The sequence below is a fragment of the Methylobacterium nodulans ORS 2060 genome (genome assembly GCF_000022085.1).
In the GTDB taxonomy this organism is placed as follows: domain Bacteria; phylum Pseudomonadota; class Alphaproteobacteria; order Rhizobiales; family Beijerinckiaceae; genus Methylobacterium; species Methylobacterium nodulans.
Genome location: NC_011894.1, coordinates 1648551 through 1663231, shown reverse-complemented (window position 1 = coordinate 1663231; position 14681 = coordinate 1648551). Strand labels below are relative to the sequence as shown.

Below are 14681 nucleotides of genomic sequence, written 5' to 3'. Positions count from 1 at the left end.
GATAGCTGGGGAGGGATACGATGAACAAGCCCGAATTCCTGCACGGCACGACGGCCTCGCCGTTCTCCGCGCGCTACGACAACTTCATCGGCGGCCAGTGGGTGGCGCCGGCCGGCGGCCGCTACTTCGAGAACACGTCGCCGCTCACCGGCCGGGTGATCTGCGAGGTGGCCCGCTCCGACGCGCAGGACATCGAGCGGGCGCTCGATGCCGCGCACGCCGCCAAGGAGGCCTGGGGCCACACCGCGCCGGCCGAGCGCGCCCGCATCCTCAACAGGATGGCCGACCGCATGGAGGAGAACCTCGAACTCCTCGCGCTCGCCGAGACCTGGGACAACGGCAAGCCGATCCGCGAGACCACCCACGCCGACATCCCGCTCGCCATCGACCATTTCCGCTACTTCGCGGGCTGCATCCGCGCGCAGGAGGGCTCGCTCTCCGAGATCGACCAGGACACGGTCGCCTACCACTTCCACGAGCCGCTCGGCGTGGTCGGCCAGATCATCCCGTGGAACTTCCCCCTGCTGATGGCGGTGTGGAAGCTCGCCCCCGCGCTGGCGGCCGGCAACTGCGTGGTGCTCAAGCCGGCCGAGCAGACCCCGGCCTCGGTGCTGGTGCTGGCCGAGATCGTCGGCGACCTGCTGCCGGCCGGGGTGCTCAACATCGTCAACGGCTTCGGGCTGGAGGCCGGCAAGCCGCTCGCCTCCTCGCCGCGGATCGCCAAGATCGCCTTCACGGGCGAGACCTCGACCGGCCGGCTGATCATGCAGTATGCCAGCCAGAACCTGATCCCGGTCACGCTGGAGCTGGGCGGCAAGTCGCCGAACATCTTCTTCAAGGACGTGCTGGCCGAGGACGACGCCTTCCTGGACAAGGCGCTGGAGGGCTTCACGATGTTCGCCCTCAACCAGGGCGAGGTCTGCACCTGCCCCAGCCGGGCGCTGGTGCACGAAGCGATCTACGACCGCTTCATCGAGAAGGCGGTCGCCCGCGTGAACGCCATCAAGCAGGGCTCGCCGCTCGATCCCGCCACGATGATCGGCGCCCAGGCCTCGGGCGAGCAGCTCCAGAAGATCCTGTCCTACATCGACATCGGCAAGCAGGAGGGCGCGCAGCTTCTCACCGGCGGCGAGCGCAACCGGCTGGAGGGCGAGTTCGCGCAAGGCTTCTATGTGAAGCCGACGGTGTTCAAGGGCCACAACCGGATGCGGATCTTCCAGGAGGAGATTTTTGGGCCGGTGCTGTCGGTGACGACCTTCAAGGACGACGAGGAGGCGCTGGCGATCGCCAACGACACGCTCTACGGGCTCGGGGCCGGCGTGTGGACCCGCGACATCACCCGGGCCTACCGCTTCGGCCGGGCGATCCAGGCCGGCCGCGTCTGGACGAACTGCTACCACGCCTATCCGGCTCACGCGGCCTTCGGCGGCTACAAGCAGTCCGGCATCGGCCGTGAGAACCACAGGATGATGCTCGACCACTATCAGCAGACCAAGAACATGCTGGTCAGCTACTCGCCCAAGGCGCTCGGGTTCTTCTGAGCATCCCGGTACGGCCCCGCCGGCCGTTTGGCCGGCGGGACCCGCAATATGAGGCCTGTAGACCGTCGTTGAGCTGGATGCTCGACAGGCGCTGGATGATCACTTCACAATTCAAAACGGTCAGCTCTGTTTGGGAGGGGTGCGAATCGCGCTCACCACATCTCGCACACGAACCTTGGCAGCGCGTCCTTGGCGGCCCGCAACCTCGAAGCCGAGCTCGACCGCTGCGGCGCTCTCCCCGACACCCGTCCGGCCGGGAGCAGGACACTCGCCGAGGTCCTCACGCGCTACCGCGACGAGGTCTCGCCCAAGAAGCGCAGCTCTGTCTCGGAGATGGCACGCATCAACGCCATCCTGCGGCGGCCGATCTGTCATCGGACCCTGGCCCTGCTCTCGACCGCGGACCTCGCCACCTACCGCGACGAGCGCCTGAAGACCGTCGCGCCCGCGACTGTCATCCGCGAGCTGAACACGATCAGTCACGCGATCGACACGGCGCACCGCGAGTGGGGCATCTACCTCGCCCAGAACCCGTGCAAGCTGGTCAGGCGCCCTGCCGTTCCACGAGGCCGCACGCTCGTCCAGAAGGCAACGAGGAGCAGATCCTCCCCGCTGCTGCCGATGCCGGACGGGTGCGCTATCTCCGACCGCTGATCGTGCTCGCCATCGAGACCGGCATGCGCCGCGGCAAGCTGCTGTCGCTCCGCTGGGAGCACGTCGACCTCGATCAGCGCATCGCGCACCTACCCCTGACGAAGAACGGCAGCAGCCGCGATGTCCCACTCTCGACCCGATGCATTCGGATGAGGAGGTCATCCGTTGGGTTCCTTCTGGTGTGGTTTCGAGAGCGCGGCGCCGCGACTTGCTCTTTATGGCGGTCGGCCCTTGGCGTTTCGCCTAAGAAACGCATTTTCTTGATCTGCCGGGGCCAAACCGCTGGGGAGGCCGCTGGCGGGCATGCACACGATCAGCTATCCACCCCCTGGCCCTCGACCCTGCCAAGCTGCTCAGCGACGCTCCCAGCCCATCCTACAGGTGCTCCGGATCCTGGGTGAGCAGGACGAGCGTTCGTGACCACCATCAGCCACGTCGAGCAGGAGCAGGAGCCCGCCATGCCGCTGACGATCGCCGTCTTCTCCGACGTCATCTGTCCCTGGTGCTACCTCGGCAAGCGCCGGCTCGAACGCGCCCTTGACCAGCTGGGCCTGCGCGAGACCGCCGCGGTCGAGTGGCTGCCTTTCGAGCTCAACCCCGACATGCCGGCCGAGGGCATGGAGCGCGCCCTCTACCGCGCCCGGAAGTTCGGGGCCGAGCGAAGCGCCCAGCTCGACGCGCAGATGGCCGAGCTCGGGCGACAGGACGGCATCAGCTTCGCCTTCGAGAGGATGACCCGGACGCCAAACACGCGACGCGCCCACATGCTGATCGCAGCCGGGATGCATGTGGGACGCGCCGACCCGGTCGTAGGCGCGCTCTTTCGCGCCTACTTCGAGGAGGGTCGGGACATCGGCGATTCCGACGTGCTGCTCGATATCGGCGTAGCGGCAGGCCTCGATCGTGACCTCGTCGTCGAGGCGCTCTGCAGCGAGAAGCTAACGCAGCTCGTCGAGAACATTGAACAGCAAGCCGCACAGATGCAGGTCACGGGCGTGCCGTTCTTCATCGTCGACCGCAAGTGGGCCGTCTCGGGCGCGCAGCCGACCGAGCAGTGGGTGGAGATGATCCAGAACAGGCAGAACGATTGACGGAAAGCATCTGCGACACGACATGCGCGAACCCACGGACGCTCACAGCTTCTTCGCGTTCTTCCTCTCCCGAAGTTGCCCTGTCACGCCACCGCACTCCGATTCAGCTCGTCGATCACCTCGAACAGCCGAACTGTCTTGGCGTCGTCGAAGACCTGCTCCGGTCCCCCGGGGCGCGAGATCCGTGAGCCGAACGACAGATTGTAAGCGCCTGGGTGAGGTGCCGAAGGAGCGGGAGCTGCCAGAAGATGGTGCGTCTCACATTCAGGGCAGCCGCCCGTGAGCGTAGCCGGGGCGATAAGTATCATCGGCTTCGACTCGGCTTGGACCGACACCCCCCGCGCGCCGGGCGCGATCTGCACGATCCGCCTCGATCATGCGCCGGAGGCCGCACACTCGTGCCGCCAACGTCATTTGACGCAGCCCTCGCAGCGATCGAAGCAGAGGGCGCCGCCTGCAGTCTGCGCCTCGTCGCCCTCGACCAGCCGACGCTGGTGCCGAACGCGACCGGCATGCGACCGGTCGACAGGGTTGCCGCGTCGCTCATCTCCTGGCTCGGAGGCGGGGTGCAGCCGGCGAACCGCGCGAAGATCGGCATGTTTGATGACGCGGCTCCGCACTGGCGCTTCAAGGAGCGGCTCGGTGCGACGGAAGATCCGGAAGCGTCGCGGGGCGCCTCGAACGGCCTCCGCGAAGCAACTCAACCTCATGGATCAGGCGCAGCTTGAGGACGAAACGGTCTTGAACATGCTCTTCGACATCGCGCTGTTCGAGCTCAACCAGCGCGGAAGACGCGTGTTCGACAGCTTTCTGCGCGACCGCCTCGCCGCTCTGGCTCCGCCGGAGCAGGACCTCGCTCCACGGCTTGCAGGTGCGTTCTTCTCGACCTTCCGAGTGGCCGAGTGGCATGAGCACGCGGGCGTGTGGCTCGAGGATCTGCTCGCTGCGGGACGGCGGCTCTGGCTACTCGACGAGAGCCTCGAAGCCTCCGCGCCGGAGAACCTCGTGATCGGGATGAGACTGTTCGATGCCGGCCCGTTTCACGCGGGCTTCGGCATCATCGTCCAGCCCGAGGAGGGCATGGTCGCGGTCTGCACGGCGGCGGTCGCGAACGGGGCTCGGCTGCCCGTGCGCTCCTCACTGGCAGCAGCGCTGTATGCGGACCACATCCTGGCACGGCGTGTGCGTGATACCGATGTCCCAGATATTCTCGCTGCCTTCGTCGAGGCGTCGATGCTCCGCACCGGTCCGGGTTCAGGAGCATCGTGCTCCTCGGCCATACGGACCCGCAGGCGGCGCACGAGCGGCACATGCCTTCGACCGCAGCGCACTCCGTCCGCATCCGGGGCGCATTGCCGGCCCGCGGCAGCTCCATCCTTCGCTGCCTGGCGCACCCGCCACGATTCGACCGTGTGACCTTTGCCTGAGGAGGGCTCGCCGGATCCCCTTGAGCGGATTCAATCTCTCCTTCGCCGTTGCACCCTGCCGCCTCTTGCGCTACTGAGGGGCCGCGGTCAGCACCCGTAGCTCAGCTGGATAGAGCGTTGCCCTCCGAAGGCAAAGGTCACACGTTCGAATCGTGTCGGGTGCGCCAACAACCTCAATGACTTAGCGTGTTGTGTCACCTTCGTCAGACACCCGGGTGTCACTGTGGTGTCAGCGCCTTTTAGGCGCTTCTCAAAGCGCGACGCACCACATCGGATCGAAGTCGGCCTCGTCGAAGGCCGAGCGCCCGCCCTCGCCTGATTCGGCCCGGCCCGTTGCCATTGCGGCAGCCACCAGCACATCGATCGCCTGCGTGCTCTTCCGTTTCGAGATGTAGGGAAGCCCGGTGTCGCCGTAGACCGGCACCGCGTTGTGCACGCACCAGCGCAGCACCGGATGCCTGATCCCCCCACAGGAATGGTCCGCTCTTTGGCATGGATTGTGAGCCTGAAGGACGGACGAGATGGCCAAGCGACCCAAGCCCGAGGAGATTGTCGCCAAGCCGCGGCAGGCGGACCTGTTGATCTCTCAGGGTCGGACTGTGGCGGCAGCAATCCGCGCCATCAGTGTGACCGAGGTGACGTATTATCGATGGCGCAAAGAGTACGGAGGCTTGAAGTCGAGCCAAGTCCGTCGAATGAAGGGCTTGGAGACAGAGCAGCATGTGCCGACGCAAAGCGCGATGATCGCCTCTTTCTCTGGCATCGGAACCGTGGAGCGGGCCTCCTTCGGGCCCATGGGGAGCATCGGCCGTCGTGCAGCCGACGGTCTGCGACACTCCTGCACGAGCGTTGGCCCTGCTCGGCGCGAGCGACTGTGCCATCATGGCTCTCCTGCCAAGCTTCCTTGTCTCCCGGAGCGGCCATGCCTCGAACACGCTCGCTGCCAATGCGCGCCCTGCTCGGCCTCGCCGACATCGCGGTCGCGGCGTTCGTCATCGGCGCGGAGCTGGCGCGTCCGCTCTACCGCCCCCTCTACGACGCGCTGTCCCGGCTTGCTCTCGTGCGCCGCCTGGAGGCCGGTGTCGCTCGCCTGCCGCGATACGCGATTCTCGCGCTCCTCGCCGTTCCCTTTCTCGGGGTCGAGCCTCTGAAGGTGCTCGGCGTGATCTGGATGGCAGAGGGACATCTCTGGGGCGGGCTCGCGCTCCTCGCCAGCGCCTATCTCATCAGTTTCGTGCTGGTCGAGCGCATCTACCACGCAGGGCGCGCCAAGCTCCTCACGATCAGCTGGCTCGCCGTCGCGATCGGATTCGTCGTTCAGGTGCGCGAGGCGCTGCTCGCCTCCGTCCGGGCTACCCGGGCTTGGCAAGTGGCTGTCGCTGCTGCGAGGCGCGCCCGGGCCTTCGCGCGTCGGCTGATCGCTCGGACTGCCTGACTCTCGGTCCGAACCGGCTGCGCGGCCTCGTCCGCCGGCCAGAGGCAGCCTGCGCGATCCGCGATCGCCGCACCTTGTAATAGCGCGCTCAGCAGGGGCCGGTGAGGCTGCCATGGGGGCGCCCTTGCGGCCGGTTTCATCCGTCAGGGTCGGCGCAGCTGGTGGCGAACTGATCCCAACCGGCCTTGAAAATGACCGTTGGTTCCGGTCTCGGATTGTCGACGGCCCGATGCGTCAGCAGCTCGGGCCCGGCGCGGCCGAGAGCCCGTCTGCCTCTGGCGGGTGCTTCGCCGGCAGCGCGCCGCGCGCAATCGCACCACCTCTGCACGCGACACGGCTCATGCCGACCGCAGCGCCGAACTGCTCCACGGCGGTTTCGTCTGCTCATGCGAAGAATTCTATACGCCCCATCCCGGTGCACACCCGGCAGATTCGCCGTCCTTGAAGCCCTGAAGATAATTACGCTGTCTCGAACGACATTGCGAGCAAGGCGAACTCCTCATGGTCTCAGACAAAGAAATCAAAGCATGACTATTAATTCATGGAAAATCCTATATCTGTGCCTTTGTTTCGTTTTTAATAGCGGCAATTTTCCTGATCAGATCCTTGATATGAGTGCGAATATTTGTTCCGTTTGAGGAAATGCCTTCGCTTTTGTGCTCCGGCTCGATCTCTGACAGCATGAGATTCATTTCTGTCTCCAAAACTGGGGGTGAGTATACTTACCCGGACAGCCTTCAGACTCATACCATCGAGCTAGAGCGGCGCTTCTTTAGGCGCATCAGCCTACCTATTTCTAGCATACCGCCAACCCAAAATAGTAACAAGTAAGTGAAGCTTATCATTACATGTCTGATTGCACACAAAGAAAGCAGGCCACATTTTGTTTTGGTCAGGGGTAACTGTGGTTGACTGCGTGGGACGGCAATCAGGGTTGATCGCAATCCGCACCGGGAGGGAGCCACGTGGCGCAGTGCTTCCACTTCGACCTCACCGATGGGCGCACCACCATCCCCGACAACGAGGGCGTGGAGGCGGACGACCTCGCAGATGCGCTGAAGCAAGCCGAAGCCGCGATACAAGAGATGCGCTTGGATGGAGAGCTGGCCAGCCTCGGAAGGGGCTGGAAATTCATCATACGTGCGGGAGCGGACACGATCCTTGTCACCATCCCGATCTCTTGATGCCGGCGGAGGCCGCGGATAGCGGCCTCCAAGCGACACGATCGACCGTCGTCTTTCCCTCGGACGTGTGGAGCGCCCTCATCACACCAAGGGCCCACGATGCCGGCGCATCTGGCGCCAAGGGCTGTGAAGCGGCGCTTTCCTGCTCATCGGCATAGCCTCGTCGGACGCTCCGGCTCGACCTCGCGGGTCAAGAACTCGCGGGCCAAGAGGACGTCCATGATCCGCGGCCGGGAACGCCGCGACGCAGGCGACGCCCTCGATGAGCAACGCGGGTCAGTAACGCCACCGCCGCATTCGGCAGATCGCGCCCCTCAATTCCGATTGTGCAATATCGATGCGGTCGCCAATCGTCAGAACGCGCGGTCCATTGCTGTAATCCATGTAATAAGCATCCACCACATGCATGATCTCGCCTTCGTGTAACCGCCCAGCTGGCAATGAAAGCGCTACCATTCTTGTTTTTCTGCAAAAAGAACCTTTCAGCGAGAACGCTGCCGTGGCATAATAGAACCTGCTTCAAGCTTCGCCACATACGATATTGCAGCCCGAACCAGCAGCCAAGCTCCTTGCAGTGTCGTATGCGTAACCTTGAGTGAGAGGCCACATACCGGCGACCGCCGAGTCCGCTGACGGTGATCACCGTAAGCGGTTCCGCACGCCGACCATGATCGACGGCTGACGTCATGAGTTCAGCCGAATCGTTCATGCTGTCGCAACTTATGCTTAGGGCTTTGAGAGTCTAAGCGCTTTCGTGGTGTGCAGCAGCTCCACAGAAGGAGCTTACCATGCAGAAGCCCATCGCTCATCAGCATGCCGACGGATCGGCTCACTACTCCTATTGTCATCCTGAAGACATTCTGGGAATGCCGCGCTTCGAATGGACGGCGTCGCGCCGCGCCAAGCGGCTCGGACAACGTTCGAGAACCGCTCTGAGACTGTTCGGATCGGCCTTTGCACTTGCAACAGCAGCATTCTGGGCAACGATGCTGGTGTCGCCACCCACTTCCGAAGCAACGGCTGTCACTGAGCCTGCGGCGCACTGCGCCCAGATCGAGCAGGCGGTTCGGCCGTGGTTCGACCGCGAGGTCGGACGTCGTGCTCGCCTGCATGTCTCTGCCGGCCTGACGGACTTCAATACCATGTTGCTGTGGTATCGGTCCGCCCACACGCAGTGCATGTCGGGGAAGGTGCGCGACGCTGAAAACAACCTCAGGCGCCTGGAAACGATGATCACCGCGCTGGCTGACCGGTACGCTCCGCAGGACGAATACTGAGTGCCCGGCCCAGACCGGGCGTACCGGTTTGGCGGGGCGGAATCGAGAGCCCCATCGGCAGGATAGGGGCAGCCGAATACCATGCGCGCCAAGCCGCTTCCGCGAAACGGCAGCGCGATCCCTTTTGCGCATCGCTGCGGCGGGAACCCGACCACCTCCGGCGTCAGCCTGCCTGCAAGGCCGAGGCCCATGTCCCAGGGCCATCACCCGAAACGGGTGCGGAGCTGAAGCGCGTGAACTGAGGCGCGTGAAGAGGCATGCCGAGGCCGCATGGCTTCCATCTAGTATGTGGTATACCAATCAGCATTGTGCGGTGCCATATTTGGTGCGTCGCACAACGCCACTCGGAACCTCTCAGATGATCGCTCTCGCCTTCCTCGGCCTCGTCGCTGCCGCCGCCGTGAACGCTTCGCTGGTGCTGGTGGCCGCCGATCGCCTGACCCCCAAGACTCCTGTCCTGCCGCTGGTCGCAGGCAACGAGAACGAGATTCTGGCCGCGAAGCTCGCCGCCTAATCGGCTCCGGCTCAGCCCATCAACCTCGCCCGGCACGGCCGTGAGCGGGGTTTTGTTTTGCCTGTGATCCTCGGCCGCCCGCCACGATGCCCCGCCCTGCTGGACGGGGACGAAGCAGGGCCTTGCGACGGCGCGACGAGACAGACGCCGTCATGGAACGTCACGTCTTCGCCGATCGCGATGGCCCGTGCTGCGCGGGCACGAACCGGCCGGCTCTGATCTCGCAAGAGACGGCATCCCGACATTCCGCCGGCAGGTGATGGCTGGGGCGCCATGGCCCCTCGGCTCTCGCTGCGGCGCAGCGGTCGCCACTCATGAAACCGTCCGGAGGAGCGGCCCGCCCGCGATCCATGGCGCCCGGTGAGCTACCCCTTCAGACAGGTGCTCATGAATGCCTGCCGGTCCTTGCCTTTCAGGCTCTTCGAGGTCGCCTCGGCGTTGCAGGTCTTCATCTTCTCCTGCTGCGGCGTGAGTGCCTTGGCAGGGCCCGTCGCGCTCTTCCCGGCGAGGCAGTCGGCCATGAAGCTCTTGCGAGCATCTCCCGTCAGTTTCTGCGCGCCCGCATCGGCGTTGCAGCTCTTCATCCGCTCGCGCCGCGCCGTCTGAGCCGCAGAGGGAGCAGGCGCCTGCGCCAGGCCAGGCGCGGAGAGAAGGACGATCAAGGGCAGGGCGAAACCGAGAGAGCGCATGTCCGAGCCTCCAGCCGGAACGTTCAGCATATCAGGACAGCCAATCTGGATGAACGGGCACCGACGAACCGCGCACAGGCGAATGTCGCAACGACGAATGCGCATGCCTGACCGCCCGTATCCGGCAACGATACTCGGGAAACATGCTGTCGATCTTCGTGCTGCAACCAACCTGACTTGATCGCTGCCTCTATCGCCCTCACGACTTGAGGGAGAGCAAGATGACTCGGACCTGGAAGGCGAGTGCGGCGGCTGCCGCTCTCATCATGGGTGGGCTCATATTCGGCGGCGAGGCGAATGCGACGCCACTTGGGCCGATGCTGCCTGGAGCCTCACAGGGCCGGAGCACCATCACCGATGTGCGGTGGGTCTGCGGTCCCTGGGGCTGCCACTGGCGCCCCGGCTGGTACGGCCCGCGTCCCTACTGGGGGCGGCGCTGCTGGTGGCATCCCACTCCGTGGGGACCGCGGCGCGTCTGTCGCGTCTGGTAGGCGAGGCGTCGGCCACAGAGCGCCCGGCGGTCGTCCCTTGCGGCCGGACGCTCTCTGCTTCGGGTCGTGCCGACGGCCCGAAACGCCGACGCGTCGGGCCGTTCGTCGATGCGTCTCGAATTGTCGACGTCATGCCACAGGCTTGATGAGATGATCCGAGAACGGAACCGACGGTCATGCTCAAGGCCGTTGGGATCGAGCGAGGCTTGCGGGTCACCGGCTCCCACGCCGCGTCCACCGCGCGATCCGCCGCGGCGGCCGGATCCTAAGCAGGGTGGCGGGGCGGAGCCGCACCACCCTGCTTGGATGTCTTTGCTTCCGCATCCTTCGCCGAACTGCGGGACACTTCGGCGAATGATGCTTAGCTGAAGGTGAAGTTGGCCGCCGTCAGGCTCGACGCCTGGACGTTCTGTAGCCGGATCGTGTCGCCCGCGCCGTAAGAGATCACCGCGTCGGCGCCGACCTGCTGGGTCGCCGCCTGGACGGCGGCGAAGGACGTGAAGACGCCGCCGTTGAAGGCGATCACGTCCCGCTCAGGCCCGCCCGTCACGAAATCGCGGATGAGATCCTGGCCGTCGCCGCGGCCGAACCCGAAGGTGTCGGAGCCGGTGCCGCCCACGAGCTCGTCGTTGCCGGCATTGCCAAACAGCAGGTCGTTGCCCGCCTCGCCGTAGAGCGCGTCGTTGCCGGCGCCGCCCGATAGATCATCGTTGCCGGCCCCCGCGCCGATGAAGTCGTTGCCGTCCTCGCCGCGGAGGAAGTCGTTCCCGAACTCCCCGAACAGGACGTCGTCACCGAGCCCGCCGAGCGCTTGATCGTCGTCCAATCCCGCGAGGATGCGGTCGTTGCCCGCATCGCCATAGAGCACATCCCGTCCGGCACCACCGTCGAGGAAGTCGTTGCCGAGATCGCCCTCGACGAGATCGTCGCCAGTGCCGCCGAGCACGGTGTCGTCGTCGTCGCCCCCCTTGACGAAATCGTTGCCGTTGTCGCCGCTCACATAGTCGAAGCCTGCCTCGCCAACGAAGAAGTCGTTGCCGTCTCCCCCGTACAGGATGTCGTTGCCGGGATTGCCGGCAGCGTAGTCGTCACCCTCGTTGCCGTAGATTGTGTCGTTGTCGGCTTCGCCGATCAGCTGATCATTTCCGCCCCGGCCGTAGATGATGTCGTTGCCCGGGCCGCCGGCGGCGTAGTCCGTATCGTCACCCGTATCAATAATGTCATCACCAGCCTGACCATCAATACGATCGAAGCCAGACCCACCGTTGATCTGGTCATTGCCGAGCAGACCGAGCAGGATGTCATCCCCGGCGAGACCATCGATAACATCTGAATCGTTCGTTCCGATGATCTGATCAGGTCCCGCGGTACCGATGAGAATAGCCATGGGCGTCCCCCCCTTTGGGTACCGCGACCAACCAGGCACAAACGCGATTGTTCCTGGGCACCGAGGCGATTTCTGCTACGCGCTCCACACGCAAATCTGCACATCATGCCGCACGAACCGACATATGTTGGATATTCATTCATATCTATGCTGCAGCGCAGCAACGATTATTGAATGGAGCGGGAGAATTGCTTGGTGGACATGCGGTCGCGCGGCGTGCGGCCGGCGCTCGGCAGCGGGGACCGGCACGGAAGGGTGGTCTGGCAATACCAGTCCGACGCCCCGCGCCGTGTCCGACCGGAGGCCCGGGCGCCGCCCTCCCCGCTCCTTAATCCTCGGGCTCGATGCAGGACTTCATGAACGTGCTGCGCGCCTCGCCCTTCAGCCGCTTGTCATCCGCCTCGGCCCGGCACTGAGCGAGCACGGCGGGATCGACTCCCGGCACAGCCTCGTCGGCAGGGCCAGGCGCCTCCGGTTTCGGGGCGGGCTTGGCGGCACCCGCCCGCGCCGGCGGGTCCTTCGCGCCGACGGGGAGCGACAGGCCCGCCAGGAGCGCGGCGGCGGACAGTGCCAGGAGAGCGTGTTTCATCGGCCTTGCTCCAAGCTGCATGCCACGGGAGTCGTCGGCGCACTTCGTGGCGAAGGTTCGGCGCATGTGTTTCAGGGCACCGCGGAGCCGCACCCGGTGCGGGACACTCGCTGCCATCGACGTCGGGGGCGCAGCGGTCCCGGGCGAATCGCGATCAGGCAGCACGATGACGAAGACGTTTCTCCTCGGCCTCGCCGCCACCCTCGCTCTGGCCGCCGCGCCGGATGCCCGCGCGGGCCTGAGCCTCGCCAGCAACGAGCCGCCAGCGGTCTCCGACCCGGCGGCTCCGGTCGAACCCCCGCCGCCCGACGCCGCGCCGCCGCCCCCCTCACCCGCTCCCCGCCGTGCCGACCGGCCGCTTCGCCCCGCGCCTGCGGCGGAGCCGGACGGCTACCGGACCGCACGCTATCCCGGCGGACGGGGCGCGACCTGGAGGATGGGCGCGAACGCCTACGGCTTCTCGGGCTCCTTCGGCGGCTGCCGCGTGTCCGGCTTTGCCGGACCGCACGGCTTCCAGCTCCACCGCAGCTGCTGACCCATGCCCTCCCGCACCGGCCAGGGCGGGCCCGGATTCATCACGCCGGATCTCCGGCCCCGATCATTCGGGAGCCACTGCGATCCGGTGCTCTGCGGGGTGGCCGAAGGTCTGGCCGAGCGGCTCCCGCCCGTCCACACGCCGCAACAGGCCGGGATCCGGGAGGCGCCTTCGGCCCGGCAGAGCAGGCGTGGTCGGGAGCCGGCGCGCGGCTGAGAGCGCCATGCGGCTCGGCCGGAGGCGCCCCGCCACAGACTCTCGAGTCTTTGCTTTGCCGTATGTCCGGGCAGAGAAAAGCGGCCGGAGAACCGGTGCCCGCTTCTCCCGGACATCCTCTAGGGCTTGGCCGTCCAGGCCATCTCGGCCCCTGCCATCATGCCGACCGGAACATGCGCCTTCGGGCGGCCATCGCCGCTCCCCTTGGGTGCCGGAGGCGCGACCGCGAGCAGCAGCACGCAGAACAGGCCGACCGCGGTGACGCCGAGCACGCCGCCGACGAGGTCGGCCCATCTCTCCAGCTTCGTGATGACGAACAGGCCAGCCGTAAAGCCAGCGGTGACGATCAGCGGAAGCAGCGGCGACGGGGACACCTGTCGAGACCTCCGAAAGGGTCGAAGAGGCGTGGGAACGCCCGTGACGGCCCCAGGATCCCGGCAGGCGACAATCCGGCCTTACTCCGCCGCGACGAACGGCACGCGCCCGCGGCTGCACACCGCTCCGCCAGCCGGCTGTTCCGCCGAGCGAACCGCGTTGTTCGTCACGTAAGCCGATACGATGCCGGACGTCAGACCGATCGGAGTTCCGCCGCCGGACAATGTCGATGTCCCCGCGCGCCTGTGCATGTCAGCCCCGTTTCTTCGGGGAGATATTTGATGCCTGCAAATCCCTGCGTCGATGTTCCAGATATGAAAAGACGCTATTCAGGCCCTGTCCGAGGATTTCACCCGATCGATCCAGTTCTCATCTCCTTCCATGAGACCCGCTCATGCGCCGGACGGACCCGGGCCGGGCTGGTTGTCGCCCGCATCGGCGATCCGGATCTCCTCCTCGGTGGCATCGGCCTTGTCCGTGGTGACCTGCGGGCAGCGCAGGCAGGCTTCGGCGCCCTGCTCAAGGTACCAGCGGCAGGTGGAGCGGATCTGGCAGGGCGGCAGCGCGCTCACGACGGGCGGGAGGAAATCCACCACCCGCTGCGCGAGGCTGCAGGTGCCGTTGAAGTGCCTGCAGGCCGACTTGGCGCAGGGAGCGGCGATCCGGAACACCTGGGTCGGCTTCGCGTCGCCCGACTTCGCCAGCAGGTCGGGCGTCGCCTCGACCGTGCTCGTCAGGTAGCCGACCCGCCTGCGCGAGACGGGCCCGGTCATGACACCGAAGACGCGGCTCGTCCGGGAGCCGGGTTGTGCACTCGGACAATCGATGCGGGTGGTCATGGTCCGGACCCTCCTTCGTGCCGGCCGCCGGCGGCTCTCGGGCTCAGCCTTGGCTGAGCAGGGTGTTGGCCTGGAGGATCGAACGCAGGGGCGAGTACGGGCCCACGATCAGCCCGGTCGTGGTCGTCCCGCCCTTCACGATCTGCGAGAGACCGCCGGCCGCCAGCAATCCGCCCACCGCGGCATCGAGCTCCTCCGGCGTCAGAACGACCGGCTCGGCCAGAGGCAGGCTCTCATCCTTGGCAGAGACATGCGGCTGTGCTGCTTCTTTCATGACAAGATGCTCCATCGGTCCCATCGGACAGGAGCAATCTATCGATCACCATGCGGAAACCCTGTGCGAATCAGCACGGGACCGCCTCTGATCTTCGGATCAGCATTGCCCGTGCCGCTTGCGGCGGTCTCGTCCCGGTGCTCGGTCCGCTCGCGCTCTCCGC

At 65.9% G+C, this 14681-nt stretch carries 18 protein-coding genes, 1 tRNA gene and 1 pseudogene; 13 read left to right on the top strand and 7 right to left on the bottom strand.

Annotated features, from left to right (window positions below; genetic code table 11):
- Nucleotides 1-20: 20 nt before the first annotated feature.
- From adh to MNOD_RS07595, 7 genes are all read left to right on the top strand, one after another.
- Nucleotides 21-1541: an aldehyde dehydrogenase gene (gene adh, locus MNOD_RS07620; protein ID WP_015928270.1), complete on the top strand. Its 1521-nt coding sequence runs from the start codon at nucleotides 21-23 to the stop codon at nucleotides 1539-1541.
- Between the two features lie 189 nt (nucleotides 1542-1730).
- On the top strand, nucleotides 1731-2195 hold the full coding sequence (locus MNOD_RS48850) for a hypothetical protein (protein WP_244424682.1): 465 nt from the start codon (nucleotides 1731-1733) through the stop codon (nucleotides 2193-2195).
- Nucleotides 2174-2596, top strand: a complete 423-nt coding sequence (locus tag MNOD_RS48845; protein WP_244424681.1) for a tyrosine-type recombinase/integrase — start codon at nucleotides 2174-2176, stop codon at nucleotides 2594-2596. The genes MNOD_RS48850 and MNOD_RS48845 overlap by 22 nt, the downstream gene beginning before the upstream one ends.
- Nucleotides 2597-2611: 15 nt before the next feature.
- Complete coding sequence (locus MNOD_RS07610; protein ID WP_244424680.1) at nucleotides 2612-3286, top strand: DsbA family oxidoreductase; 675 nt, start codon at nucleotides 2612-2614, stop codon at nucleotides 3284-3286.
- Nucleotides 3287-3684: 398 nt separating this feature from the next.
- Nucleotides 3685-4014, top strand: a complete 330-nt coding sequence (locus tag MNOD_RS47950) for a hypothetical protein (RefSeq protein WP_015928267.1) — start codon at nucleotides 3685-3687, stop codon at nucleotides 4012-4014.
- Nucleotides 3995-4702 carry a DUF7986 domain-containing protein gene (locus tag MNOD_RS07600; RefSeq protein WP_015928266.1) on the top strand — a complete coding sequence of 236 codons (708 nt, stop codon included), beginning with the start codon at nucleotides 3995-3997 and terminating at the stop codon, nucleotides 4700-4702. The genes MNOD_RS47950 and MNOD_RS07600 overlap by 20 nt, the downstream gene beginning before the upstream one ends.
- Before the next feature lie 101 nt (nucleotides 4703-4803).
- Nucleotides 4804-4880, top strand: a tRNA-Arg gene (locus MNOD_RS07595).
- An 83-nt stretch (nucleotides 4881-4963) separates the two neighbouring features.
- Here MNOD_RS07595 and MNOD_RS07590 read toward each other — a convergent pair.
- Complete coding sequence (locus tag MNOD_RS07590; RefSeq protein ID WP_015928265.1) at nucleotides 4964-5164, bottom strand: phage terminase; 201 nt, start codon at nucleotides 5162-5164, stop codon at nucleotides 4964-4966.
- A 70-nt stretch (nucleotides 5165-5234) separates the two neighbouring features.
- Here MNOD_RS07590 and MNOD_RS48840 point away from each other — a divergent pair.
- The 5 genes and pseudogenes from MNOD_RS48840 to MNOD_RS47945 all read left to right on the top strand — a co-directional run.
- A pseudogene (locus MNOD_RS48840) lies at nucleotides 5235-5429 on the top strand (transposase); the annotation flags it as partial.
- A gap of 206 nt (nucleotides 5430-5635) precedes the next feature.
- A complete protein-coding gene (locus tag MNOD_RS07585) occupies nucleotides 5636-6148 on the top strand; it encodes a hypothetical protein (RefSeq protein ID WP_015928264.1) in 513 nt (170 codons plus the stop codon).
- Nucleotides 6149-7113: 965 nt separating this feature from the next.
- Nucleotides 7114-7332: a DUF6894 family protein gene (locus tag MNOD_RS07580; RefSeq protein ID WP_015928262.1), complete on the top strand. Its 219-nt coding sequence runs from the start codon at nucleotides 7114-7116 to the stop codon at nucleotides 7330-7332.
- Nucleotides 7333-8120: 788 nt separating this feature from the next.
- On the top strand, nucleotides 8121-8609 hold the full coding sequence (locus MNOD_RS07575) for a hypothetical protein (protein ID WP_015928260.1): 489 nt from the start codon (nucleotides 8121-8123) through the stop codon (nucleotides 8607-8609).
- 358 nt (nucleotides 8610-8967) lie between these two features.
- Nucleotides 8968-9123 carry a hypothetical protein gene (locus tag MNOD_RS47945; RefSeq protein ID WP_015928259.1) on the top strand — a complete coding sequence of 52 codons (156 nt, stop codon included), beginning with the start codon at nucleotides 8968-8970 and terminating at the stop codon, nucleotides 9121-9123.
- 365 nt (nucleotides 9124-9488) lie between these two features.
- Here MNOD_RS47945 and MNOD_RS07570 read toward each other — a convergent pair whose 3' ends face one another.
- The 3 genes from MNOD_RS07570 to MNOD_RS07560 form a co-directional block, all read right to left on the bottom strand.
- Complete coding sequence (locus MNOD_RS07570) at nucleotides 9489-9917, bottom strand: PsiF family protein (protein ID WP_244424679.1); 429 nt, start codon at nucleotides 9915-9917, stop codon at nucleotides 9489-9491.
- Nucleotides 9918-10664: 747 nt separating this feature from the next.
- Nucleotides 10665-11690 (bottom strand): calcium-binding protein, encoded by a 1026-nt coding sequence (locus tag MNOD_RS41285; protein ID WP_015928256.1) that lies wholly within the window; start codon nucleotides 11688-11690, stop codon nucleotides 10665-10667.
- 328 nt (nucleotides 11691-12018) lie between these two features.
- A complete protein-coding gene (locus tag MNOD_RS07560) occupies nucleotides 12019-12279 on the bottom strand; it encodes a PsiF family protein (protein WP_015928255.1) in 261 nt (86 codons plus the stop codon).
- 166 nt (nucleotides 12280-12445) lie between these two features.
- Between MNOD_RS07560 and MNOD_RS41280 the strand changes: the two genes are divergently transcribed.
- Nucleotides 12446-12814 (top strand): hypothetical protein, encoded by a 369-nt coding sequence (locus tag MNOD_RS41280; protein WP_015928254.1) that lies wholly within the window; start codon nucleotides 12446-12448, stop codon nucleotides 12812-12814.
- Nucleotides 12815-13149: 335 nt separating this feature from the next.
- Here MNOD_RS41280 and MNOD_RS07550 read toward each other — a convergent pair whose 3' ends face one another.
- The 3 genes from MNOD_RS07550 to MNOD_RS07540 all read right to left on the bottom strand — a co-directional run bounded on the left by MNOD_RS07550 (nucleotide 13150) and on the right by MNOD_RS07540 (nucleotide 14518).
- Nucleotides 13150-13404 carry a hypothetical protein gene (locus MNOD_RS07550; protein WP_015928253.1) on the bottom strand — a complete coding sequence of 85 codons (255 nt, stop codon included), beginning with the start codon at nucleotides 13402-13404 and terminating at the stop codon, nucleotides 13150-13152.
- A 393-nt stretch (nucleotides 13405-13797) separates the two neighbouring features.
- Nucleotides 13798-14244: a hypothetical protein gene (locus MNOD_RS07545; RefSeq protein WP_015928252.1), complete on the bottom strand. Its 447-nt coding sequence runs from the start codon at nucleotides 14242-14244 to the stop codon at nucleotides 13798-13800.
- A gap of 43 nt (nucleotides 14245-14287) precedes the next feature.
- Nucleotides 14288-14518, bottom strand: coding sequence for a hypothetical protein (locus MNOD_RS07540; protein WP_015928251.1), 231 nt, complete (start codon nucleotides 14516-14518; stop codon nucleotides 14288-14290).
- Nucleotides 14519-14681: the final 163 nt, after the last annotated feature.

Excerpts from the sequence above, each read along its gene's own strand:
- MNOD_RS07585 (WP_015928264.1), top strand. The coding sequence starts at position 5,636 with ATGCCTCGAACACGCTCGCTGCCAATGCGCGCCCTGCTCGGCCTCGCC.
- MNOD_RS07540 (WP_015928251.1), bottom strand. The coding sequence starts at position 14,518 with ATGAAAGAAGCAGCACAGCCGCATGTCTCTGCCAAGGATGAGAGCCTG.
- MNOD_RS41285 (WP_015928256.1), bottom strand. The coding sequence starts at position 11,690 with ATGGCTATTCTCATCGGTACCGCGGGACCTGATCAGATCATCGGAACG.
- adh (WP_015928270.1), top strand. The coding sequence starts at position 21 with ATGAACAAGCCCGAATTCCTGCACGGCACGACGGCCTCGCCGTTCTCC.
- MNOD_RS07570 (WP_244424679.1), bottom strand. The coding sequence starts at position 9,917 with ATGCGCATTCGTCGTTGCGACATTCGCCTGTGCGCGGTTCGTCGGTGC.
- MNOD_RS47945 (WP_015928259.1), top strand. The coding sequence starts at position 8,968 with ATGATCGCTCTCGCCTTCCTCGGCCTCGTCGCTGCCGCCGCCGTGAAC.
- MNOD_RS41280 (WP_015928254.1), top strand. The coding sequence starts at position 12,446 with ATGACGAAGACGTTTCTCCTCGGCCTCGCCGCCACCCTCGCTCTGGCC.
- MNOD_RS07575 (WP_015928260.1), top strand. The coding sequence starts at position 8,121 with ATGCAGAAGCCCATCGCTCATCAGCATGCCGACGGATCGGCTCACTAC.
- MNOD_RS07545 (WP_015928252.1), bottom strand. The coding sequence starts at position 14,244 with ATGACCACCCGCATCGATTGTCCGAGTGCACAACCCGGCTCCCGGACG.
- MNOD_RS07560 (WP_015928255.1), bottom strand. The coding sequence starts at position 12,279 with ATGAAACACGCTCTCCTGGCACTGTCCGCCGCCGCGCTCCTGGCGGGC.
- MNOD_RS07600 (WP_015928266.1), top strand. The coding sequence starts at position 3,995 with ATGGATCAGGCGCAGCTTGAGGACGAAACGGTCTTGAACATGCTCTTC.